General features: G+C 66.1%; 23 protein-coding genes. 9 read left to right on the top strand and 14 right to left on the bottom strand.

The features are described 5' to 3' along the window. The first annotated feature begins 4 nt into the window (after window positions 1–4). Both arsJ and GFD32_RS11255 read left to right on the top strand, forming a co-directional pair. Window positions 5–1,222, top strand: coding sequence for an organoarsenical effux MFS transporter ArsJ (arsJ, locus tag GFD32_RS11260; RefSeq protein WP_163576783.1), 1,218 nt, complete (start codon window positions 5–7; stop codon window positions 1,220–1,222). 89 nt (window positions 1,223–1,311) lie between these two features. Next, window positions 1,312–1,662 (top strand): metalloregulator ArsR/SmtB family transcription factor, encoded by a 351-nt coding sequence (locus tag GFD32_RS11255; RefSeq protein WP_163576667.1) that lies wholly within the window; start codon window positions 1,312–1,314, stop codon window positions 1,660–1,662. A 54-nt stretch (window positions 1,663–1,716) separates the two neighbouring features. Here GFD32_RS11255 and GFD32_RS11250 read toward each other — a convergent pair whose 3' ends face one another. The 6 genes from GFD32_RS11250 to GFD32_RS11225 all read right to left on the bottom strand — a co-directional run bounded on the left by GFD32_RS11250 (window position 1,717) and on the right by GFD32_RS11225 (window position 8,865). Continuing rightward, window positions 1,717–2,205 (bottom strand): FKBP-type peptidyl-prolyl cis-trans isomerase, encoded by a 489-nt coding sequence (locus GFD32_RS11250; protein WP_163576665.1) that lies wholly within the window; start codon window positions 2,203–2,205, stop codon window positions 1,717–1,719. Beyond that, complete coding sequence (locus tag GFD32_RS11245; protein ID WP_163576663.1) at window positions 2,202–3,194, bottom strand: TorD/DmsD family molecular chaperone; 993 nt, start codon at window positions 3,192–3,194, stop codon at window positions 2,202–2,204. Before GFD32_RS11245 ends, GFD32_RS11250 begins: the two co-directional genes overlap by 4 nt. Window positions 3,195–3,261: 67 nt before the next feature. Then, on the bottom strand, window positions 3,262–4,470 hold the full coding sequence (nrfD, locus tag GFD32_RS11240; protein WP_163576662.1) for an NrfD/PsrC family molybdoenzyme membrane anchor subunit: 1,209 nt from the start codon (window positions 4,468–4,470) through the stop codon (window positions 3,262–3,264). Continuing rightward, the gene (locus tag GFD32_RS11235; RefSeq protein ID WP_205599104.1) at window positions 4,467–5,228 is read right to left on the bottom strand and encodes a 4Fe-4S dicluster domain-containing protein; all 762 of its coding nucleotides are present in this window, start codon (window positions 5,226–5,228) and stop codon (window positions 4,467–4,469) included. The genes nrfD and GFD32_RS11235 overlap by 4 nt, the downstream gene beginning before the upstream one ends. Window positions 5,229–5,268: 40 nt before the next feature. Next, window positions 5,269–7,743, bottom strand: a complete 2,475-nt coding sequence (locus GFD32_RS11230) for a molybdopterin-dependent oxidoreductase (protein ID WP_163576660.1) — start codon at window positions 7,741–7,743, stop codon at window positions 5,269–5,271. Between the two features lie 99 nt (window positions 7,744–7,842). Next, window positions 7,843–8,865: a 4Fe-4S dicluster domain-containing protein gene (locus GFD32_RS11225; protein WP_163576658.1), complete on the bottom strand. Its 1,023-nt coding sequence runs from the start codon at window positions 8,863–8,865 to the stop codon at window positions 7,843–7,845. A gap of 231 nt (window positions 8,866–9,096) precedes the next feature. Here GFD32_RS11225 and GFD32_RS11220 point away from each other — a divergent pair, with 231 nt between their 5' ends. Next, the gene (locus GFD32_RS11220; protein ID WP_163576656.1) at window positions 9,097–9,549 is read left to right on the top strand and encodes a hypothetical protein; all 453 of its coding nucleotides are present in this window, start codon (window positions 9,097–9,099) and stop codon (window positions 9,547–9,549) included. 6 nt (window positions 9,550–9,555) lie between these two features. Here the strand turns inward: GFD32_RS11220 and GFD32_RS11215 are convergent, their stop codons facing one another. After that, window positions 9,556–10,773 (bottom strand): MFS transporter, encoded by a 1,218-nt coding sequence (locus tag GFD32_RS11215; RefSeq protein WP_163576655.1) that lies wholly within the window; start codon window positions 10,771–10,773, stop codon window positions 9,556–9,558. A 142-nt stretch (window positions 10,774–10,915) separates the two neighbouring features. Here GFD32_RS11215 and chrA point away from each other — a divergent pair, with 142 nt between their 5' ends. Then, window positions 10,916–12,115 (top strand): chromate efflux transporter, encoded by a 1,200-nt coding sequence (chrA, locus tag GFD32_RS11210; protein WP_163576654.1) that lies wholly within the window; start codon window positions 10,916–10,918, stop codon window positions 12,113–12,115. On the opposite strand, the gene GFD32_RS11205 is transcribed toward chrA, so the two are convergent. The 5 genes from GFD32_RS11205 to arsB all read right to left on the bottom strand — a co-directional run bounded on the left by GFD32_RS11205 (window position 12,112) and on the right by arsB (window position 15,413). After that, entirely contained in the window at window positions 12,112–12,348 is a 237-nt protein-coding gene (locus GFD32_RS11205; protein WP_163576653.1) for a thioredoxin family protein, read from the bottom strand. The genes chrA and GFD32_RS11205 overlap by 4 nt on opposite strands. A gap of 14 nt (window positions 12,349–12,362) precedes the next feature. Beyond that, on the bottom strand, window positions 12,363–13,370 hold the full coding sequence (locus tag GFD32_RS11200) for a permease (RefSeq protein WP_163576652.1): 1,008 nt from the start codon (window positions 13,368–13,370) through the stop codon (window positions 12,363–12,365). Between the two features lie 87 nt (window positions 13,371–13,457). Then, window positions 13,458–14,012 carry a sigma-70 family RNA polymerase sigma factor gene (locus GFD32_RS11195; protein WP_163576651.1) on the bottom strand — a complete coding sequence of 185 codons (555 nt, stop codon included), beginning with the start codon at window positions 14,010–14,012 and terminating at the stop codon, window positions 13,458–13,460. Between the two features lie 3 nt (window positions 14,013–14,015). Beyond that, the gene (locus GFD32_RS11190; RefSeq protein WP_205599103.1) at window positions 14,016–14,309 is read right to left on the bottom strand and encodes a CC/Se motif family (seleno)protein; all 294 of its coding nucleotides are present in this window, start codon (window positions 14,307–14,309) and stop codon (window positions 14,016–14,018) included. 3 nt (window positions 14,310–14,312) lie between these two features. Beyond that, entirely contained in the window at window positions 14,313–15,413 is a 1,101-nt protein-coding gene (gene arsB / locus GFD32_RS11185) for an ACR3 family arsenite efflux transporter (RefSeq protein ID WP_163576649.1), read from the bottom strand. Between the two features lie 162 nt (window positions 15,414–15,575). Here arsB and GFD32_RS11180 point away from each other — a divergent pair, with 162 nt between their 5' ends. Together GFD32_RS11180 and GFD32_RS11175 are read left to right on the top strand one after the other, a co-directional pair. Continuing rightward, window positions 15,576–16,196 carry an ABC transporter ATP-binding protein gene (locus tag GFD32_RS11180; RefSeq protein ID WP_240455613.1) on the top strand — a complete coding sequence of 207 codons (621 nt, stop codon included), beginning with the start codon at window positions 15,576–15,578 and terminating at the stop codon, window positions 16,194–16,196. Further along, on the top strand, window positions 16,187–16,987 hold the full coding sequence (locus tag GFD32_RS11175; protein WP_163576646.1) for an ABC transporter permease: 801 nt from the start codon (window positions 16,187–16,189) through the stop codon (window positions 16,985–16,987). The genes GFD32_RS11180 and GFD32_RS11175 overlap by 10 nt, the downstream gene beginning before the upstream one ends. A gap of 4 nt (window positions 16,988–16,991) precedes the next feature. Here the strand turns inward: GFD32_RS11175 and GFD32_RS11170 are convergent, their stop codons facing one another. Both GFD32_RS11170 and GFD32_RS11165 read right to left on the bottom strand, forming a co-directional pair. Further along, window positions 16,992–17,765, bottom strand: a complete 774-nt coding sequence (locus tag GFD32_RS11170; protein ID WP_163576643.1) for an alpha/beta fold hydrolase — start codon at window positions 17,763–17,765, stop codon at window positions 16,992–16,994. After that, on the bottom strand, window positions 17,766–18,953 hold the full coding sequence (locus GFD32_RS11165) for an acetyl-CoA C-acyltransferase (RefSeq protein ID WP_163576641.1): 1,188 nt from the start codon (window positions 18,951–18,953) through the stop codon (window positions 17,766–17,768). It abuts the gene before it with no gap. 150 nt (window positions 18,954–19,103) lie between these two features. Here GFD32_RS11165 and GFD32_RS11160 point away from each other — a divergent pair, with 150 nt between their 5' ends. The 3 genes from GFD32_RS11160 (at window position 19,104) to GFD32_RS11150 (ending at window position 22,334) form a co-directional block, all read left to right on the top strand. After that, window positions 19,104–19,709, top strand: a complete 606-nt coding sequence (locus tag GFD32_RS11160) for a TetR/AcrR family transcriptional regulator (protein ID WP_163576640.1) — start codon at window positions 19,104–19,106, stop codon at window positions 19,707–19,709. A 166-nt stretch (window positions 19,710–19,875) separates the two neighbouring features. Then, complete coding sequence (locus tag GFD32_RS11155; protein ID WP_163576638.1) at window positions 19,876–21,549, top strand: AMP-binding protein; 1,674 nt, start codon at window positions 19,876–19,878, stop codon at window positions 21,547–21,549. 17 nt (window positions 21,550–21,566) lie between these two features. Then, window positions 21,567–22,334: an SDR family NAD(P)-dependent oxidoreductase gene (locus GFD32_RS11150; protein ID WP_163576636.1), complete on the top strand. Its 768-nt coding sequence runs from the start codon at window positions 21,567–21,569 to the stop codon at window positions 22,332–22,334. Window positions 22,335–22,373: the final 39 nt, after the last annotated feature.

Below are 22,373 nucleotides of genomic sequence, written 5' to 3'. Positions count from 1 at the left end.
AGCGATGTCGCTTGCGGAGAGGATTAGACGGCTTCCCTTCGAGGTGCGCCAGTACCTGCTGATCACCGGCAACTACTGGGCCTTCACGCTGACCGACGGCGCCCTGCGCATGCTGGTGGTGCTGCACTTTCACCAGTTGGGTTACAGCCCCCTGGAAGTGGCCATGCTGTTCCTCTTCTACGAGGCATTCGGCGTGGTCACCAACTTGGTGGGGGGCTGGCTGGGCGCGCGCCTGGGGCTCAACCGCACCATGAACGTGGGGCTTGGGCTGCAGATCGTCGCCCTGGCCATGCTCATGGTGCCGGCGGTGGCGTTGACCGTGCCTTGGGTGATGGCGGCTCAGGCGCTCTCCGGCATCGCTAAGGACCTCAACAAGATGAGCGCCAAGAGCGCGGTCAAGGTGCTGGTGCCCAAGGAGAGCGCTACGGCACAGAGCGCGCTCTACCGCTGGGTGGCGATCCTCACCGGCTCCAAGAATGCGCTGAAGGGGGCCGGCTTCTTCCTCGGTGGGCTGCTGCTCACGCTGATTGGCTTCCGTGGCGCGGTGATCGTCATGGCCGTCATGCTTGCCGGCGTGCTGGCGCTCTCGTTGGCGAGGCTCAAGGCCGATCTGGGGCGCCAGAAGCGCAAGCCGAAGTTCTCGGAGGCGTTCTCCAAGTCGCGAGCCATCAATGTGCTTTCCGCCGCGCGGCTGTGCTTGTTCGCAGCGCGCGACGTGTGGTTCGTGGTGGCCTTGCCGGTGTTCCTCTACGACCAGCACGGCTGGAGCCACTGGACGGTGGGCGGTCTGCTCGCGGTCTGGGTGATCGGCTACGGCGGCGTACAGACCCAGGCGCCGCGGCTGACCGGACTGATCCAGGGCGGTGCACGCGGCATTACCGTATTCTGGGCGCTGGCCCTGGCCGGCCTACCGGCGCTGCTGGCACTGTTGCCGCTGGCGGAAGTCGGCTGGTTGGTGGCGGGGCTGCTGGCCTTCGGCGTGCTGTTCGCCATCAATTCCAGCTGGCACAGCTATCTGATCGTGCACTACGCCCGAGCCGACGGCGTCTCCATGGACGTGGGTTTCTACTACATGGCCAACGCCATGGGGCGCCTCGCCGGCACGGTACTCTCGGGCTGGATCTATCAGGTCTACGGGCTCAGTGCCTGCCTATGGGTGTCGGCGGCGCTGGTGGCGGCCAGCGCGGCGATGGCCTTTGCACTGCCTCGGCAGAGCCCATGAAGGGGGCGATACGGCGCGTGATGTGCCGGCGAGACCATTAGGGTAGAATGCGAGTCATCTTCGCGTTGATTGGGATGGATAGTGCCTTGATGCCATTGGATGCCATCCGGGTCTTCAAGTGCCTGGGTGACGAGACACGTCTGCTGCTGATGCTGATGATTCGTCACGAGGGCGAGCTCTGCGTGTGCGAGATGACCCATACCTTGGAAGAGTCGCAGCCCAAGGTATCGCGCCACCTCGCCCAGCTACGCAACTGTGGACTGCTCAACGATCGCCGCGAGGGCCAGTGGGTCTACTATGGACTCGCCTCCACGCTTCCCGACTGGGTGACCGCCATCCTGGATGCCGCGACTGCGGCAGAGGCGTCGCGGCTTGCCGCTCTGCAGGCGCGCCTGGCAGCGATGGGGAACCGACCCGAACGGCAGCTCGAAATGTGCTGAGGCCCTGCATTCAGGAACCATGGGTTCTCCTGCTCGCGACTCTTTCTCCACGACTCAGTCCTCGACCACCCAGCGGATCGGCTGATAGTCGAATTCGCTCTGCACGGGCGGGTGTCCCGGCCTGATGTCGAGCACCTCGAGTTCCCAGGTGACCGTCTTGCCGGCCAGTGGATGGTTGCCGTCGAGCATGGCGCCGCGCTCGGTCAGTCCCACCACTTTCAGCGAGAACTTGCCACGCTGCCCGCCCGGCGTCAGCGTCATGCCGATGCGGATCTCCCGGTCCGGGGGCAGGTTCTCGCGCACCGCTTCGAACACCAGCTCCGGACGATGGGGGCCATAGGTCTGTTCGGGCGGCAATGTCATGCTTAGGGTATCACCGGCTTCGTGACCGAGCAGGGCGGCTTCCAGCGCCGGTAGCAGTTGGCCGGTACCCTGGACGTAGCGTAGCGGCGTTCCCGGAGTGGACTGGGCAAGGGTCTCTCCGCTGTCGGCATCGGTGATGCGGTAGGCGGCCCTCACCTCGCACAAGTCATGAATCGTCATCCGCTTTTCCCCCGCATTGCCGAGCGGGCAGGGCTCTGTTCGTGGCTTGGCGGTGTCATGGCAGGGCTGGCGGTATCGACCTCACGGCACTGCGAGCACAGCGCCAGGTGGGCGGCATCGAGCCCGGCCGTTGTCAGTCGCTCATGCATTTCGCTCAGTACGGCATCAGGGGGGAAGCGTTCCCCGCACACTCGACAGTCCATCGCGGTGGCAGAGACGACGCACCGGCCATAGGCATTGTCGTCTGTCGGCTCATTGTCGGCCACCGGCTGCTTGTCGACTCGGGCCTGTGAAGAGGCCGGCATCGCCTGCGCCACGGCGAGCGGTGACAGCCAGGCCATGTCATGGGCCAACTGGTGCTGCGTCAGCTCGACCAGCCACTGCCAGAGCTGTTGCTCCGGGCGGCTGGCGTCCACGGCTACGGCGATCGCCTGCCGAAGCCGGGCGACGCCTGGGTGGGTGATCTCTTGGAGCATGGCGTGCAGGTCGTGGACGATGTCGCGGCTCTCGGGGGCCGTGTCGCTGTCGGGCGCAGGCGAGCCGTTGGGGTGTGCCTCGAGCCACCGGCTGAGCATCCAGGCCAGCCATTGCAGGTTCAGGGCCAGGTGGTCGGGCAGGTCGTGGAAGTCGGTTGCCCGTTCCAGCCCGTGGCGCCGATAGAGCGCTTCGATCCGCAGGGCGCTCCGGCCCTGGATGGCCCCGTCCAGGTGGGCGCCCAGGTTCAGGGGCGCCGGGGCAGGCGGTGTCAGGAAGAGCTTGCTGTAGCCCAGCAGTAGCTGCTGGGAGGAATCGACGGCGTCGAGCGTGGCCGTGAAGCGGGCCAGCCAGTCGTCGCTGATGGCCGGCAGTTGCCCGGCCAGCTCGCGCAGGTCGGGCAACAGGGCGTCGCGGAGTTCCTCCCGCGTAACGTGTCTCACCGGCGTGAGAAAGGCCCTCGACAGGCAGAGGTAGAGCTCGGCCGAGGCCAGGGGCGTGCGATCGGAAGTCATGGCCGCTCCATTGAACAGGGCCTGCCTTTCGACAGGCCGTGAAGGATATTTGCCAAGGCGCTTTGCCTCAGGTGGCCACTGCCGGCTGCTCGGTCTGTCGCTGATCTGGTTCTTGCCGAGGCATGTCGCCGAGATTCAGGAGCTTCTCCCCCAGTAGGTAGAGCACGAAGCACAGCGAGACGCCGCTGAGCGTCAACGCCCATTCGGTGGTCGAGGGCGCATACTCGATCAGGTCGGGAGCCCAAGTGCCTTTGAACAGCGGGACTACCTGGCCGCCGACCACGAAATAAAAGCGCTCGGCGAAGAGCCCCAGGAACACCAGGCAGGCGGTCAGTACCTGAATGTCGACCCGGTTGCGTATCGAGCTGCTGAGCAGTAGAGCGAACGGCAGCAGCAGCCCGAGCAGCAGGGCGGCAATGTAGAGTGGCGAGGCGAACAGGTAGTCCGTCCACACCAGATTCACTTCCGGGTTGTTGCTGTACAACCCGGTGATGGCGCGCACCGCGATGAACAGCAGGGTGCCACCGATGAGCGCCGCGAAGAGCTTGGGCAGCGCGCCCGTGAGCAGCGACTGCAGGGCAGAGGGCATGGCGTCACGCCGGAAGCCGTGGGCCAGGTAGACGAAGAACACCAGGGCGGCCACCCCGCTGGTCACGCCGGTGAAGTAGAAGTAGATCGGCATCAGCGCATCGAACCAGAAAGGGCGCATGCTCATCATGCCGAAGATCAGCGCCAGGTTGCCGCTGGCCAGCAGCACGCCGATGAAGGAGGCGATGCCCAGTTGCTTGCTGGTCTTGCTGTCCCACTCGCCACCCTGCAGCTTGCTGAACTTCCACAGCAGGAAGAGCAGGTCCAGGGCATAGAAGACGCCCATCCAGAACATTGCCGACTGGGTCTGCAGGCCGGTGGGAATGGCCCACAGCATGCGGAAGACGTGGCCGAGCTCCATGGCGAGTACCGTCATCCCCGAGATCAGCACGATGAAGGCGAGGAAGATGCAGCGCTTGGCGATGGGGTAGTACTGCTTGAAACCGAACACCAGCGGCAGCGAGGCGACCAGACCCAGCCCCGAGGAGGCCAGAGCGAAGTAAAGGTAGGTGGCGATGGGTTGACCCCAGGGCAGTCGCGAGCTGGTATTGAAGGAGGCGTGGCCTTCGGCGGCCAGCTGCGAGAAGGCGTAGCCGAGGCTGGCTACCAAGACCGCGGCGGCCACGACCAGCAGCAGCCAGCCGAGCGTGCCCTGCAGGGCGTTGGGACGAGAGTTTGAAGTGATCATGCGTCAGTCTCCCTGTCAGCGGGCGTGAAGGCCGGTACGCCGGCGCCGGCGCCGAGATAGTAGACCTGCGGCTTGTTGCCGGTGTGGTCCTTGAGGCGTACTCCGTGCTTGTCGCCGATCAACTGGTTGACCCGGCTCTCGGGGTTGTCCAAGTCGCCGAAGTAGCGTGCCTTGGGTGCACAGGTGCGCACGCAGGCGGGGACGTACTCCTTGAGATCGGGATCCTCCTCGTCGAGGTCGGCGATGCCTTCCGGCGCATGGCGCACCTTGTGGTAGCAGAAGGTGCACTTGGAGACCACGCCCGCCGGCTGGATGCCGATGCCGCGGCGATAGTCCTCCTCGGGGTTCTGGTAGGGCGGGCTCCACAGCTGGCCGTTCTCGCCCGGGAAGGCCTCGCGGATATCAGGCTCGACCAGCGGTTTCTCGTCGGCGTAGAAGCGCACGCCGTAGGGGCAGGCGATCATGCAGTACTTGCAGCCGATGCAGCGGTTCCAGTCGACGAAGACGATGCCGCCGGCGTCCTCGTCCTTGTAGGTGGCCCGGGTCGGGCAGACGTGCACGCAGGAGGGGTTCTCGCACTGCATGCAGGGACGCGGCAGCCACTTCATCTGGCCGCTGGGGTTCTCACCCTCCACATAGTAGAGCACGTCCTGCCAGCTCTCCCCGGGCAGGGTGTTGTTCTCCATCGAGCAGGCGGTCGTGCAGGCCTGGCAGCCGGTGCACTTATCCAGGTCGATGACCATTCCCCACTTTGCCATAGTCGTTGTCCTCAGCCTTGTCGTTCAGTCAGGGTTCCGTTCAGGCGCGCTCGAGCCTGACCTTGCCGGTGTAGTAGCTCGCCAGCCCCGAGATGGGGTCTGAGCGGTTGGCAGTGACCTCGCTAGAGTTACCCGGACCGCGGCCCTTGGCCCAGCGCCCCTGGGCCCAGTGGCCGAACTCGAAGGGCAACACCAGGGTGTCGGGACGGTGGGCGGCGACGAAGCGGCACTCCGCCTCGATGCTGCCGATATCGGACACGATGCGAACGCGGTCGCCGTTGCCAATGCCGCGTTCGCGAGCCGTCTGCGGATGGACTTCCAGGTAGACGGTGCCGCTGCCGCCTACGATGGGCTGGTGAATGGCGATGTTGTGCGGCAGGTTGGCGCCGCGACCCTCGGCATGCATCGGCGTCTTGGGGGTGACCAGGTGCAAGTCGCCGTCGCCGCCGGTGTGCACCGGCTCGACCCACTGCACCAGGCCGACGCGATCGCGGGGGATGCCCAGCTCGCGCTCGATGTACTCGGCGTGTTCCTGCAGGTAGCCCGAGTTGACCTCGAACTTGCCGGAAGGCGTCTTGAACAGGTGCTCCTTGACCTCCTCCTCGCTCATCTGACGCCCGTAGCGCTCGCCGTCCCATTCATAGAACTCGCCGCGGATCAGGCGCCAGCGGTAGGGCTTCTTGTACCAGACGCCCTTCTCCTTCCAGCTATCGAAGCCGTCGACACCGTTGTCGCCCGGGTCATCGGCGAAGCCCGCCGCCAAATGGCGGATATAGTTCTCCAGGTTGCCGAGTTCACGGTAGTAGTCCCCCATGGGGCCTTCGATGCGTTTGCCCAGCTCGATGATCACGTCGCCGTACATCTTGGTGTCGTAGATCGGCTCGACGGCGGGGACGCGCAGCTCGGCCATGGGCCAGCCTTCGAAGGGGTAGGTGGGCACGTCCTGGGTGCGCTCCAGGTAGGTGCAGTCGGGCAGCACGATGTCGGCGTACATGGCCGTCTCGCCGGGGAAGGGCGAGGTGTCGATGACGAAGACGTCCTTGAGAGCCTCCTCCCAGACCTGGGGGTTGGGCGCCGTCCAGATGGGGTTGGTGTAGTAGAACATCGCCGTATCCAGGGTGTAGGGATCGGCGTCGAGATGGTTCTGAGCACACTCCTGCATCATGTTGCCCGCCATCGGCCACTTGTCGGTGCCCTTCATGTCGAGGCGCGGCTGGTCCTTCCAGGCGCCATTGCGAGCGTAGTCCTCCACCTTGACGGGCAGCTCGCCGTAGGAGGGGCCGACCTGATAGCCGAGTCCCCCTTCGGCGAACAGCGACCCGACCAGAGCGTTGAGGCTGTGAATCGCCATGCCATTGTAGGTACCATTGGAGTGGCCGGTAGCGCCGCGCTCGAACAGCGCAATGGCCGGCCGCGTGCTGCCGAATTCCATGGCGGTGCGGCGAATGTCGGCGGCCTTGATGCCGGTGACGTCTTCTGCCCACTCCGGGGTGCGATCCTTGAGCTCCTCGTTCCACCAGTCGGTCAGTCCATGCACCCATTTCTCGTCGAAGGCGCTGGCACCGATACGTCGGCCAGCCACGAAACGCTGCCCGTCGTGTTCGAAGTCGCCGACGAATTCACGGTCCCAGAGTCCTTCGGTGAGGATCACGTGAGCCACGGCGAGGGCGAAGGCGCCGTCGGTGCCGGGCTTGATGTAGAGTGCGCGATCCGAGGCGGCCATGGTGGGGCTCATGCGCACATCGACGGTGGTGACACGGGTCTTGGGGCTCTTGGTGCGCATGTGCCCCCACTGCTGCATCACATAGTTATAGGGTCGGAAGGCTTCGAGAAAGCTCGCCCCCATGATCAGCAGGTAGTTGGTATTGGCGTAATCGTAGGAACTGTAGGAGTTGTTGCCGTCGGTGACGTGCTTGGCCTTCTTGGAACCGTCGGCACACATCGAGGAGTGGCCGATGGCCGCGTTGGGGGTGCCGTAGAGCTCGCCGAAGGGGTACTGGATACCGGCATCCGACGCCCCCCAGCCGCGCCCGTAGAACATCGCGAAGCGATGCGACTCCTCTCGACGGCGCAGGTCGTTGAGGCGCTCGGCCACGGTGTCCAGCGCCTCCTCCCAGGAGATCGGCACGAAGCCGGGATCCTCGTCGCGCCCCTTGTTGGGGTTGGTGCGCTTCATCGGCCCCTTGAAGCGGTCCGGGTCGTAGAGGAAGTAGGTGCCCAGGTGGCCCTTGGGGCACAACTTGCCGTTGGCGATGGGGTTGTCGCTGGTGCCGTAGATGGCGTGCACGCGACCGTCAGTGGTGTAGACATCGATACCGCAACGCGCCGGGCACTGGGCGCAGACGTTCTTGGTTACCACGGTGTCGCCACGCGGCGACTGAGCGCGCGCCTCCTTGGTGGGGGCCAGGCCGGTCAGGCCGGAGATGCCGGCCGTCACGGCGCCGGCTGAGGCGCCCACGGCCGCGGATGACTGCAGGAAGCGGCGCCGGTTAATTAGAGTCTGGAACAGGTTCATGGGTCTCCCTCGGGGTGCTGGTCGCGTCGGTCGTGGATCGGTGGTCAGCCGATCCGTGTTGTTGTCGGGCTGTGGCGATGTGAGTCGGGCATGACGTGGTCATCCGAACAGGTCGTGAAAGCTCTCCTGTAGCAAGGCCTTGTCGCGCCGGCAGGCCGGGCATCGGGGGGATGGTTGGCGTATCGCCTGCGGCTCGGGTGTGAAGGAGCGACCACAGTCGAAACAGTGGGCCGTTCGGCTCTCGCGCAGTGTGCGGGGTGTCGTGTCGGTGCTGCTGGCCATCTCCAGAGCCCCCTCCGGACACGCCGAAAGGCAGTGACCGCAATCCAGGCAGGCCAGGGGGGCGAAGCGCAGTTCGCCGGTGTCGCTTTCCTGGAGAGCCGGGGTCGGGCAGACACGGACACAGACCCCATGGGCCTGGCAGGCCGAGACGTTCAGCGACAGGCTTGGTATCGCCACGGGCTCATGCAGCGTCTGGGCCGCTGTGATCCTGCGCTGCAGCCGCCGTGCCCGGGGCGCGGCGTCATCGGCCGGAATACTGGGCAGGGTGGCGGCCGGCTGCCCGAGCAGGAAGCGGCGTCGACTCACCGATGGCGTCATGGCGGGAGCGAAAGCGCCCGCCTCAGCAGAGACGAGGCGGGCAGCTCTGCACGCCTCGTCGAGCCAGGCGTCAGGCTGGTTTGCGGTGTCCGGTTTGGCCGGGCAGTCGGCGCAACCCTCGGGCAGGCGCAGGATGAGCTCGGTCGGTGCCACCCGGGCCTTCAGCCAGGTCAGGCTGTCGGATCCCAATGCGCGCAGGCAATGGCGCTGGTGGTCGACGTCCTCGCTGGCGACGCGGTGGCAGGCCAGGCTGAGCGGTTGGTCCCTGTCGTGCGCCTTTACTGCATTGGTTAGCGTTTCGAAATCGTGGCTGATCAAGGCCTCGGTGGGACAGGCCGCGATACACTGGGCACAGCCATGGCAGGCGTCGCTGGCGAGCAGGCGCGGGCCGCCATTCGTGCTGGTCGCATCCTCGATGAAGGCCAGGGCGTGAGCCGGGCAGGCTGCCTGGCAGCGATCGCAGGCGAGCGGGTGTGGCGGTGCTTCCAGGCAGCGCGATGCCAGCCAGCTGATGCTAGGCATCGCGGGATGCACCGGCTGCGGATTGGTTGACGGTGTCAGCCTTGAGTTGTCGGGAGCCTGGGATTGCATGATGAGTCGCTAGTGGTCATTGTTATGGTTATATGCGAATTAGTGTATATCTAAGAGGCTTGCAGATTGGTGGGAATCTCGCCAGCCGCCCTTCAGGGAAATTCGCCGAAAGTGGAATGCTGTGGATGCGACAGTTTGTCTCAGATCAATTTTAGGGGGCTAATGCCGGTACTGGTGGAGGCAACGGCGGTCATTGTACGAGCCGTCGTGATCGAGCAACGCATCACGGGGGGCTGGCGGGCGTTTCGCGACTGTCTGCCGACGGATCAGTTCTGCTCCGATGACGAACTGGTCAGCGTTTTGCTGCAGAGTCCGGATGCGATCGCGCCATTTGTCGAGCGCCTGGTCGCGGCGGGGCTGCGTTTCGATTGGGAGGGGCCTTATAAGGACATCGCCTTTGCCGACCAGAAGCGTGGCCTGATCACGCCCTGCGATTGGGTGGCCTTCGAAACCGTCAACATTGGCATCGGCGGCACGCCACCCTGCGTGGCAATCTGTCGACATGCTGGCAGCCAGTCCCATGAACTCCGTGCGCCGGAGGGTTGGTCGTTCCAGGGCTCGCTGAGCGAGGCGTTTGGCGTCGAGGGAAGTGGGCCTGCCGGCTCGTCGGGCTGATCGAGATCATGGCTTCCGGGTCTTGGCCAATGCTTGGGGTAGCGCTTGGGCGTCACGCTCTGGCAGGCCCCGCATCACCCACAGCCCGAGCAGCGGGCCGGGCAGCAGCCACCACACCACCCAGGCGCCCTGCAGCGACCATAGTGAGGCGGTCAGCGAGATGGCGGGAATGGTCAGTGCAAAGCCCACGGCGTTCATCACCGCCAGGGTAGAGCCGATGCGTTCACGCGGGGCGGTGGCGGCGGCCAGTGCCGAGAACTGCGGGGAGTCGGCAATCACGGTCAAGCCCCACAGGGCCAGAAGCACCAGCAATAAGGCTGGCGACATCCAGGGCAGCAGCGGGTAGGCGAGGCAGATCAGCCCGGAGGCGGCCAGCGCCCGACGTGCCACCCACAGGCTGCCGAGCCGTCGGCTCAGGGCTCCGCCGCCCACGCAGCCCGCGAAGCCCAGGGCGATGACGCCGAACGACAGCCAGGGAATCCAGTCGCTCGACTCCTCCAGCCGCTGCACCTCGTGGGCCACGAGAAAGGGAGTGAGCGTCCAGAAGGCGTAGAGCTCCCAACAGTGGCCGAAGTAGCCCCCGGCTACGGCGCGAAAGCGTGCCTCGCGCAGGGCGGCCAGTCCGTCGCGCAGCCGCGCCTTGCCGCTCGACGGCGGCAGGTGTGGCCCGTCGCCCAGGGCCAGGATCATGGCGCCGCCGGCCAGGGCCAGTAGCGAGGCGCCGAGCAGCGGCCACTCCCAGGCCATGCCCAGGGTAGTGCCGCGCAGCAGGTGGGGCAGGGCGGTGCCCAGGGTCAGCATGCCCACCAGCCAGGCGAGTGCCGCGCCGGTATGCTTGGGCGTCCAGCCGATGACGAGCTTCATGCCCAGCGGGTAGATGCCGGCGAGACACAGTCCGGTCAAAAAACGCAGCGTGAGCGCCAGGGGTATCTGCTCGGCCACCAGCACGAAGCCGGCATTGGCCAGTGCACCGGCCAAGCAGGCGGCGGCAAAGATACGGCTGGCGCGGAAACGGTCGGCCAGGCCGGTGGTGGCGATGGCCAGGGTGCCGAGAATGAAGCCCGCCTGCACGGTGAGCGTGAGGCGGCCGAGATCGGCCTCACTGAAACCGAGATCGCGGGAGAGCGATAGCCCTACACCGTTGACGGAGAACCAAAGGGAGGTGCCGCACAGCTGGGCCAGTACGATAAGCAGGAGTGGATGGCGTCGCAGGAGTTCGGTCATCCGCGCATGGTCGCCGGGCCGCCGCCGGCTGGCAAGAGCGACCTTCGACCCGATGCGCGGCGCTGGCGGCCGTTGACATGGGCGCGTCACGTCTCACCGGTTACCATCGCGAGCTGAGTTGTCCGATTCGGGAGATTACCGCATGACCGATGCCGCTCGCTCGGCAGGGCGTGTCCTGGAGGTATTTCGTGCCTTCCTGCTGCTGGGCTTGACATCCTTCGGCGGCCCCATCGCCCACCTGGGCTACTTCCGCGCCGAGTTCGTCACGCGTCGGGCCTGGCTGTCGGAGCAGGATTATGCCGACCTGGTGGCGCTATGCCAGTTCCTGCCGGGGCCGGCCAGCAGCCAGGCGGGTTTCGCCCTGGGCCTGATGCGGGCAGGCCCCTGGGGGGCGGCAGCCGGCTGGACGGCCTTCACGCTGCCATCGGCTCTGCTGCTGGTGCTCTTCGCCTTGGGCGCCGCGGCGTTCGACGGGCCGCTCAGTCAGGGGCTGATCCACGGGCTCAAGGTAGTGGCGGTGGCTATCGTCGCCCACGCTGTCTGGGGCATGGCCCGCAACCTGTGTCCCGACCGGCGTCGCGCCGGCATCGCCCTGGCCGCCGTGATCACCGTGGTGTTGGTGGGCGGCCCGCTGGGGCAGGTAGCCGCCATCCTGGTCGGTGTCGCCGCAGGCTTGCTGCTGTGTCGCGCCCACACCGAGCCCGAGCGGCGTGCGATGTACTTCCCCGTCTCGTCTCGGGCGGGGTGGCTCGCGGGCTTCGGTTTTGCGGGGTTGCTGGTCGGCCTGCCGCTGCTGGTCTGGCTTATTCCTTCCGCCACCCTGGCCGTGATGGACGCCTTCTATCGTGCCGGTGCCCTGGTGTTTGGCGGCGGCCACGTGGTGCTGCCGCTGCTGGAGGCGGAAGTGGTGCAGTCGGGCTGGGTCGGCGCCGATGATTTCCTGGCCGGCTACGGCGCGGCCCAGGCGGTGCCGGGGCCGCTGTTCACCTTCTCTGCCTACCTGGGCACGGTGATGACACCGCTCGGCCTGCCGCTGGCCGGCGCCGCCCTGGCTTTGGTGATGATCTTCCTGCCTGGCCTGCTGCTACTGGTTGCCGTGCTGCCGTTCTGGAACCGCTTCCGGCGCTGGGATAGCGCTCAGGCGTTGATGCGCGGGGCCAACGCCGCGGTAGTGGGCATCCTCGGCGCTGCGCTTTACCAGCCGGTGTGGACCAGCGCCATCCTAGGCCCGCGGGAATTCGCCCTGGCGCTGACCGGCTTCCTGCTGCTCAGCGTATGGAAGCTGCCCGCCTGGGCCGTGGTGATTCTGCTGGCCGGCGGCGGGGTGTTAATCAGCCTCTAGGCTTTCAGCAGCGTCTCGATCTTGCCGCGGTCCGGTACGCTGCCGCTGTGCACGAGCTTGCCGTCGATCGCCACGGCCGGGGTCGACATCACCTGATACTCCATGATGGCGGTCGGATCAGTGACCTTTTTCACGTCGACCTCGATGCCCAGCTCGCGGGCCACGGCCTCCATCTGCTCGGCGGTGGTCGTGCATTTCTTGCAGCCGGTGCCCAGAACTTCGATCGTCTTCATGGTCTCTCTCCTTGTCAGAATCCGCTGAACAGCCAAGGGCTCAGCAGATTGATGAGCCACCCCACGATCATGAAATTGATCAGCAGGATGACGAAGATCAGGGTCAGCAGCCGCCACTGCATGACCTGCTTGAGCATGATGAACTCGGGGAAGCTGGCGGCCACGGTACTCATGCAGAACGCCAGCGTGGTGCCCACCGGCAAGCCCTTTATGATCAGGCTCTCCATGACCGGGATGACGCCGGTGGCATTGGAGTAGAGCGGCAGGCCGGCAAAGACGGCGGCTGGTACGTTCCACCACTGGCCGCTGCCCAGGTTGTCGGCGAACCAGCCGTCGGGGACGAAACCGTGCAGGCTGGCACCCAGGCCCACCCCGATGATCACCCACTTCCAGATTCGCCCAACGATCTCCTTGAGTTCGTCTCGCGCGAAGGCATGGCGATCCTTGAGCGTCAGCGAGGGCACCTCGGGGGCTGGTGCGTCACTTGGCGGCGACTCGGTGGCCCGTTGGTAGGCCTTGGCGGCAAAATCCTTGAGCCAGCGCTCCCCCTGGAAGGCATCGAGCACCATGCCGCCACCGATGCCCACCGCCATGCCGATGACGATATAAACGAGGGTGAACTCCCAGCCGAGCAGGCTCCACAGCATGATCACCGCCACCTCGTTGATGATCGGCGAGGTGAACAAAAAGGCCATGGTGATGCCCAGCGGAATGCCGGCGCTGGTGAAGCCCAGGAACAGCGGAATGCTCGAGCAGGAGCAGAAGGGTGTGATGGCCCCGAATCCGGCACCCAGCCCGTAGCCCGCCAAGCGGTTCTTCCGCTGGATGTAATGGCGCACCCGCTCGAGGTCGAGCGAGGCGCGAGCCAGGGCGATGACGTAGATCATCACCACCAGCAGGGCGAAGATCTTGGTGGTGTCCTCGACGAAGAAATGCAGCGAGCTGCCGAGCTTGCTGGCCGGATCCAGGCCGGCAAGGCCATAGACCAGCCAGTCGGCCAACCAGGTAAAGACCTCCAACATGTCAGTGACTCCCCGTGTCAGTGGCGTCTCTCTCCAGAAGACGCCGCACCGGGCAAAAGGATGCGGGAGGTCTCGATTTTTTGAGCCCTATGCCTCGAGGGCACGGTGACAGCAGACACGGCCCTGATCGTCGAAGACGATATCGCACTGCTCGACCAGCCGCGCGCGCAGACGCTGCCGGGCGCGGCGCAGCCGCGCCTTGGTCGCCGGCAGGCTCAGGCCGTTGCGCCTGGCGTAGTCGGCCTGCCGGAGGCCCTCGAGGTCGCAGCGTGTCAGGATGTCGCGATCCACGGCGACGCAGTGGGGCAGGGCGCGGGCGATGCAGCCGGCGAGGCTGTCCAGCGGGGCGGTCTCGGCGTCGTCGGGCGCCGTTGGCTCGTGACTTTCGTCCATCACCAGGCGGCCGTCGCGACGCTGCCGGTCGATCCACTGGTGGCGCGCGACCTTGAATAGCCAGGCTCGGGGGGTGTCGAGCTTGCAGAAGGTTTGGCGGTGCGTGAGTGCCTTGGAATAGACGTTCTGCAGCACGTCATCGGCGATATCGCGGTCATCGCAATGCTTGAGCAGGAAGCGCCTGAGCTCGTCGTGATGCGCTTCCCAGGCGGATTCGATGCAGGGCAACGTGCCTTTGGTGAACGTCATGCGTCATTCTCCGTGTGAATGGGGTGACGCCCCTTCTACGAACAGCGATGTGAAACCCAGAAGGCTCGAGGCATCGATGACGAGTCCCTGGTCGGCCAGCGATGGCTCGATGAATAGCGTCAGACCATCTTGAGTCAGTTGCTTATATATCTTGGGGTCGTTCGGCGTTCTCGCTTCGGCCACGGCGATATCGACCCCGCCGCCGCAGCAGCCGTGGCGGGGCGATAGCCGCACCGTAGCCACGCCGCCCTTGCTAACGAGCCACGCTCGGGCGGCGGCGGTCACCTCGATGGCCATGGGTCAGCCCTGGGCCTCGGCGGGGGCCTGCGTCACGGCCTCGGGGAAGTGGTGCCGGGTATTGTTGGCGATGCGAACCAGGGCGAGCATCAGCGGCACCTCCACCAACACGCCCACCACCGTGGCCAGTGCCGCGCCGGACTGCAGCCCGAACAGGGCGATGGCGGCCGCCACGGCCAGTTCGAAGAAATTGCTGGCGCCGATCATTGCACCGGGGGCGGCGACGTTGTGAGGCACTTTCCACGCTTTGGCCCAGCCGTAGGCGAGGAAGAAGATCAGGAAGGTTTGAAGGATCAGTGGGATGGCGATCAGCACGATGTGCAGCGGCGCCTCGAGGATCACTTCACCCTGGAAGGCGAACAGCAGTACCAGCGTAATGATGAGTCCAACAGGGGTTATTGGACCTATACGCTTCATGAAGACGTTGTCGTACCACTCGATGCCGCGGCGGGCGATCAGGGTGCGCCGGGTCAGGTAGCCGGCGGCCAGCGGGATCACGATGTAGAGCACCACCGATAGCGCCACCGTATCCCAGGGCACCTGGATGTTGGAGACGCCGAGCAGGAAAACCACGATGGGCGCGAAGGCGAACAGCATGATCAGATCGTTGAGCGCTACCTGCACCAGGGTGTAGGCAGCGTCGCCGCGGGTCAGGTAGCTCCATACGAAGACCATGGCGGTGCAAGGGGCGGCTCCCAGCAGAATGGCGCCGGCCAGATACTGGCTGGCGAGGGGTTCCGGAATGAGGGGCCGGAACACCACCATCAGGAAGAACCAGGCGATGGCGAACATGGTGAAGGGCTTGATCAGCCAGTTCACCGTGGTGGTGATGACCAGCCCCTTGGGCTGGCGGCGCACGCTGAGCACGGCGGTGAAGTCGATCTGCGCCATCATGGGAAAGATCATCGCCCAGATCAGAATCGCCACCGGGATCGATACCTGGGCATACTCGAAGCGTGACAGCGTCTCGGGCACCGCTGGGGCGAACTGGCCGAGCAGCACCCCGGCGACGATGGCCAGCGCCACCCAGACGGAGAGAAAGCGCTCGAACAGCCCCATGCCCTCCGAGGTACTCGGGGCGTTGGATTCCTGGTGCGCGGTCATGCCACGGCTCCTTGTTGGATAAAGACGATGGAATATATGGAACTCCGTATATGATACGGAGAGACAGGCGGCATGGCTACCGGCCAGTAGAATCGCCGAACGACCGGCGCGCTGCGGTTGCGCTATCGTAGTCGGCATTGCCGCATGAAACGAGGAGACGCCGTGCCCACCCCTGACACCCTGCGACTCGACGGTCTGGCCATCGGCGAACTGTGTCCGGTGACCCTGGCCATTGCTTCCGGTGAGATCCTCTGTCTCTCCGGGGTGAGCGGCTCCGGGAAGAGCCGGCTGCTGCGTGCCATCGCCGACCTGGAGCCGCATGACGGGGAGGTGTGGCTGGGCGACCGGGCCCAGTCGTCCATCCCCGGCCATGCTTGGCGCCAGGCAGTGATGCTGGTGCCGGCGGAGAGTCACTGGTGGGCCGAGCGCGTGGGCGAGCACCTGCCCGATGCCACGCCGGCCGATCTCGAGTCGTTGGGATTCCGGCCCGAGGTGCTCGACGGGTCGGTGGTTCACCTCTCGTCCGGCGAGAAACAGCGGCTGGCATTGCTGCGGGCGGTGAGCCGGTCGCCTTCCGCGCTGTTGCTCGATGAGCCGACGGCGAACCTGGACGATGCCACGGCGAGCCGCGTCGAGGCCTGGCTCAGGGAGCGGATACGCGTGCGTGGCTGGCCGGCAGTGTGGGTCGCCCACGACATGGCGCAGATCGCCCGGGTGGCGGATCGCCACGCGCGTATCCAAGGTGGAGTGCTGGAGACCGAGATGGAGGGCGCATGGACGTGATCGATCTCGGCTGGTGGCAGCTGGCCGCTGCGGCTCTGCTGGTGGTGGCGCTGGCCGGCTGTACGGCCTGGGCGCGGCTGGGCATGAGCCGAAGCCTGCTGATCGCCGCGGCGCGGACCGTGATCCAGCTGGCGCTCGTCGGCCTGGTGCTCGAAGCACTGTTTGCCGCCGAGGCGCTGCACTGGGTGGTACTGATGGCGGTGGGCATGCTGCTGATCGCCGGGCGCGAGGTCATGGCGCGCCAGAAGCGCCGACTGCTGGGCGGCTGGGCCTTCGGTATCGGTACCGTCTCGATGTTTCTGTCGTCGTTCAGCGTGGCCGTGCTCACCCTCACCGTGATCATCGGTCCGGAGCCCTGGTACCGGCCACAGTACGCCATCCCGCTGCTGGGCATGATGCTCGGCAACACCATGACCGGCGTGGCCCTGGCGCTGGATCGGCTCACCGATACCGCCTGGCGGCAGCGCGGGGTGATCGAGAACCGCCTGATGCTCGGCCAGCGCTGGCAGGAGGCCACCGGCGACATCCGCCGCGAGGCGATGCGCAGCGGTCTGATGCCGATGATCAACGCCATGGCTGCCGCCGGGGTGGTGAGCCTGCCGGGCATGATGACCGGCCAGATACTGGCCGGCAGTCCACCGGCCCTAGCAGTGAAATATCAGATACTCGTCATGTTCACCATCACCCTGGGTACCGGCTTCGGCACCCTGGCGGCGGTGGCGGCGGGCAGCCGCCGGCTGTTCGACGGCCGTGAGCGATTGCGCCTGGATCGCCTGTCGGCCCCCGGCTAGCGATTCATCCCAGAAAGTCGGCGATGGCGCCGATTAGTCGCTCCGGGCATTCGCGATGCGGCACGTGGCCGCAGTCGGTGAGCAGGTATGGCGCGCTGGGGCCCGGTGTCAGCGCGGCGATGCGTGCTGGCTGTTCCCGCGAGCCGTACTCGTCGAGCTCGCCGTGAATCGCCAGCGTCGGGCAGTGCACCCGGGTCAGGGCGTCGTCCAGCCGCCACTCGCGGAAGGCCTCGGAGTGCCAGTTGTCGACCCAGGAGCGCAGCACCCACTCGGCCTTGTCGGCGTGGTACTTCTCCAGTCGTGACAGGCCTCCGGGCTCGAGGAAGGCCCGCTCCGCCTCGCGAATGCCGGCCAGGGTGCGCGGCTCGGTGAAGGCCTGGGCCGCCACCGTGATCAGTGCCTCGCAGGCCTGGGGAAATCGGCCGGCGGTGACGGCGGCCATGCTGCCACCCACGCTATGGCCCAGCAGCGCGAAGCGTTCGACGTTCAGCTGCTCGCGAACGGCGTCGAATTCATGCTGTGCCTCGTCGACGATGAAGCTTTCCGGCTGTGGGCCGGGGTAGGGGGCCGACTTGCCATAACCCAGGCGATCGTAGGCGATCACCTCGCGTCGGGTGGCTTTTGCCAGGCGCTCGGGAAAGTCCCGCCACAGGGTGATGCAACCGAGCGAGTCGTGCAGCAGAACGATGGGAGCCACGCCGTCTGCGGCCGCTGGGGGCGACCAGCGGACGGCGTGCAGGGGCCCCTCGACGGTGTCGACCCGATGGAGCGTGGCCATTCAGTCGATCAGCTCCACGGCCACGGCAGTGGCCTCGCCGCCGCCGATGCACAGGCTGGCGATGCCGCGCTTGCCGCCCTGGGTACGCAGGGCGTGGATGAGGGTGGCGATGATGCGCGAGCCGGTGGAGCCGATGGGGTGGCCCTGGGCGCAGGCGCCGCCGAAGACGTTGACCTTGTCGTGGGGCAGGCCCAGGTCGTCCATGGCCATTAGCGTGACCACGGCGAAGGCTTCGTTGATCTCGAACAGGTCGACGTCACTCACGCCCCAGTCGAGTCGTTTCATCAGCTTGTCGATGGCGCCCACCGGGGCGATGGTGAACTCGCTGGGATGGCGCGAATGGGTGCTGTGGCCAAGCATGCGTGCAATGGGTTTGGCGCCGAGTTTGTCGGCGGCCGACTGGCTGGCCAGGATCAGCGCCGAGGCGCCGTCGGAAATGGAGCTCGAGTTGGCGGCGGTGATGGTGCCGTCCTTGGCAAAGGCCGGGCGCAGGCTGCGGATCTTGTCGAGCTTGGCCTGGAACGGCTGCTCGTCGTGCTCGACGAGCGTCTCGCCCTTGCGGTCGGTGACCGTGACCGGTGCCATTTCGGCACTCAAGTGGCCGGCGTTGGTGGCCTCCATGGCGCGCTCCAGCGAGGCGATGGCGAAGTCGTCCAGGCGCTCGCGAGAATAGTCGCGTGCGCTGGCGATGTCCTGGGCGAACACGCCCATCAGCTTGCCGGTTTCGGCATCCTCCAGGCCGTCGAAGAACATGTGGTCCTTGAGTTCGCCATGGCCCAGACGGTAGCCGGTGCGTGCCTTGGTCAACACGTGGGGCGCGTTGGACATGGATTCCATGCCACCGGCGAGCATTACCTCGCCGCTGCCGGCGCGAATCAGGTCATGGCAGAGCATGGCGGCCTTCATGCCCGAGCCGCACAGCTTGTTGATGGTGGTGGCGCCGATGCTGTCGGGGATGCCGGCCTGGCGCATGGCCTGGCGTGCCGGCCCTTGCTTGACGCCGCCGGGCAGCACGCAGCCCAGGATACCCTCGTCGATGCTGGCGGCCTTGATGCCGGCACGCTCGATGGCGGCACCAATGGCGGTGGCGGCGAGCTGAGGAGCGGTGAGGCTCGATAGACTGCCGAGCATTCCCCCCATGGGCGTACGGGCGGCGGAAAGAAAGACGATGTCGTTGGCGTGGCTCATGGCGTGACTCCTGGCTCGTGATCGTTGGCGGCGTCTGGCTGGGGCGTCATGGCGGCAATCCCGCCGACCGCGTATGCATCAGTCGCGTTGACCTCCCGGCAGGCCTGTGGTTTTCTCAAGGTCAACCAAGCAAGCGCTAGTGTAAACCCGATGAATGTCGTAAACGAGTCCCCGCGCCGTAAGGAACTGACCCGTCTGGCCGCCCAGCTCTTCGTCCAGGAGGGCTTCGACCGGACCACGGTGCGCATGCTCGCCCACGAGATGGGCATCAAGTCCGGCAGCCTGTTCCATCATTTTCGCGACAAGCAGGAGATCCTCGCGGCGGTGATCGAGGAAGGCACTCAGAATGCGCTGACCATCGCGCGCCGTGCCCTCGACCGCTGTGACAGCACGCCCGAAGCGCGGTTGCATGCCATGGCGCGTGCGCATCTCGAAACCCTGTTGACCGACCGCAACGCTCACGTGGTGGCGCTCTATGAGTGGCGTCGCCTCGATTCGGAAGCGCGAGATCACCTGAGCCACCTGCGCGACGCCTACGAGGCGCTGTGGGAAGAGGTCATCGACGAGGCCCTGGACGCTGGCCTGATCCACGGCGACCGCTTTCTCGTATCCCGCTTCGTCATGGGCGCGCTCAACTGGACGGTGCGCTGGTACGATCCCGAGGGGCCGCGCACCCCCGAAGAACTCGCTCGTGAGCTGATCGCCATGCTCACCTCGCCGGTGACTCTCCCGTCGTCGGCATCGACCATGGTCTAGTTCGTTGCCGTCGCTGCGGGGTTGCTCCGCGGCGGCTTTGCTTCTAGCTTGTACCTAGCGCTTGCTATGTTGACGTTTACGTCAACTGACATCAAGACTGCCGGTAGCTTTCTGCGTTTCTGCCATCACGGCATCGAACAATCACAACAGCACAAGAGGGCCCTCCATGAGTCACGCCGCGACCCTACCCGACTATCAAGACTATCTCGCGACCTTTTCCATCGACGAGGTCATCGCCCGGCTCGACGACCATCGCGATGGCCGCTTCAATGCCTTCGAATCCTGCTGTGGCCGTCATCTGCGAGCCGGTCGTGGCGAAGTGACAGCGCTGGTTCACGAGGACACCGCGGGCAGCGTCACTACCCTCAGCTATGCTGAGTTGGACGCCCGGAGCGCCAGGCTGGCCGGATGGTTCCGCGAGCGCGGCCTCGGCGCGGGCGACCGCATTGCCTGCATGCTGCCGCGCTCGCCCGAGCTGCTGGTAGCGGTGCTTGCCACCTGGCGCATCGGTGCCGTCTATCAGCCGCTGTTCACCGCCTTCGGGCCGGACGCCGTGGACTATCGTCTGGGGCGCGCCGATACCCAAGTGGTGATCACCGATCAGGCCAACCGCTTCAAGTTCGACGGCCTCTCGCAGTGTCCGCCGGTGCTTGCCGTAGGCGGCCCGGAAGGCGAGCACGGCGACGACCTGGCTTGGTCGGAAGCCCTGGCCCACTCGCCGATGGAAGAGACGCCGCCGCGCCTGGCGCCGGATGCCCCTTTCCTGCAGATGTTCACTTCCGGCACCGTGGGCAAGCCCAAGGGCGTGGCGGTGCCGCTCTCCGGCATGCCGGCCTTCGCGCTCTACATGGAGCTGGCCATCGACCTGCGCGACAGCGACCGCTTCTGGAACATGGCCGACCCCGGCTGGGCTTACGGCCTCTACTACGCCATTGCCGGACCACTGCTGCTGGGTGTGACCACTCACTTCTGTGAGGCGGGTTTCAGCGCCGAAGGGGCGCTCGACTTCATGAGGCGCCATCGCATCACCAACTTCGCCGCCGCGCCCACCGCCTACCGCTTGATGAAGGCGTCGGGGCTGTTCGACGATGCCTACGAGACGCTCGAGCTGCGCGTGGCGAGCTCCGCTGGCGAGCCGCTCAACACCGAGGTGGTGACCTGGGTGGAGCGTTCGCTGGGTTGCCCGGTCATGGACCACTACGGCCAGACCGAAACCGGCATGACCTGCTGCAACCATCATGCGCTGGCGCATCCCAAGCACGTCGGTGCCATGGGCGTGCCGATGCCTGGCTATCGACTGGCGATCCTCGACGCCGAGTACCGGGAGCTGCCTCCGGGCGAACCCGGCGTGCTGGCGGTGGACATCGCCAACTCGCCGGCGCACTTCTTCCCCGGCTACACTTGGCAGGAGAAGCACCCCTTCGCCGAGGGCTTCTATCTGACCGGTGACGTGGTGATCAAGAACGAGGATGGTACCTTCCAGTTCGCCGGCCGCGACGACGACATCATCACCACCGCGGGCTACCGTGTCGGCCCTACCGACGTGGAGAACAGCGTGATGACTCACCCGGCGGTGGCCGAGTCCGCCGCCGTGGGCCAGCCGGACGAGATCCGCGGCGAGATCATCAAGTCCTACGTGGTGCTGCGCGACGGTTTCGAGGCGAGCGATGTCCTGGCTGATGAGATCCGCCAGTTGGTGCGCGAACGACTTTCCACCCATGCCTTCCCGCGGGTGATCGAGTTCGTGGAGGTCTTGCCCAAGACACCGAGCGGCAAGATCCAGCGCTTCAAGCTGCGTGCCGACGCCGCCGACAAAGCGGACGCCGAGCCCGCGAAATGAACTGGGAGACACGATAGATGCAAGTGAAGGACAACACCTTCCTGATCACCGGCGCCGCCTCCGGGCTGGGGGGGGCCACCGCCGAGCGGCTGATCGCCGGCGGCGGCCGGGTGGTACTCTGCGATTTGAGCGACGCCGTCGAGGCCCACGCCGAAAAGCTCGGGGAGAGCGCTCGCGCGGTGCGTGGTGACGTTACCTCGGGCGACGATATCCAGGCCGCCGTGGATGCGGCCGTCAAGCTCAGCGGTGGTCGCGGTCTGGCGGGCGTGGTGCACTGCGCCGGCGTGGTCAGCGTGGCCAAGCTGGTCGATCGCGAGGGCAATCCCGCCGATCTCGACGCCTACGACCGCACCGTGCAGATCAACCTGGTGGGCACCTTCAACGTCATGCGCCTGGCTGCCGCGGCCATGGCCAGGAACGCCCCCGGCGAGGATGGCGAGCGCGGGGTGATCGTCAACACCGCCTCCATCGCCGCCTTCGACGGGCAGGTGGGACAGTGCGCCTACAGCGCCTCCAAGGCCGGGGTGGTGGGCATGAGCCTGCCGGCGGCACGCGAACTCTCGCGACACGGCATTCGGGTAATGGCCATCGCCCCCGGCGTCTTCGAGACCCCGATGATGAGCGAGATTCCCGACGAGGCTGCCGAGGCCTTGGCCGCCGCCGTGCCGTTCCCCAAGCGGCTCGGCAAGCCCGACGAGTTCGCCCGTCTGGCCGAACAGATCTTCACCAACCCCATGCTCAACGGTGAAACGATCCGCCTCGACGGCGGCATACGCATGCAGTGAGGGCAAGCCGAGGCAACTGACTGTTCATCCAGAAGCTGG

This window comes from Halomonas faecis, from assembly GCF_010993975.1.
GTDB lineage: Bacteria > Pseudomonadota > Gammaproteobacteria > Pseudomonadales > Halomonadaceae > Halomonas > Halomonas faecis.
The sequence above is the reverse complement of the archived record's forward strand: the minus strand, read 5'-3'. Positions and strand labels throughout refer to the sequence as shown.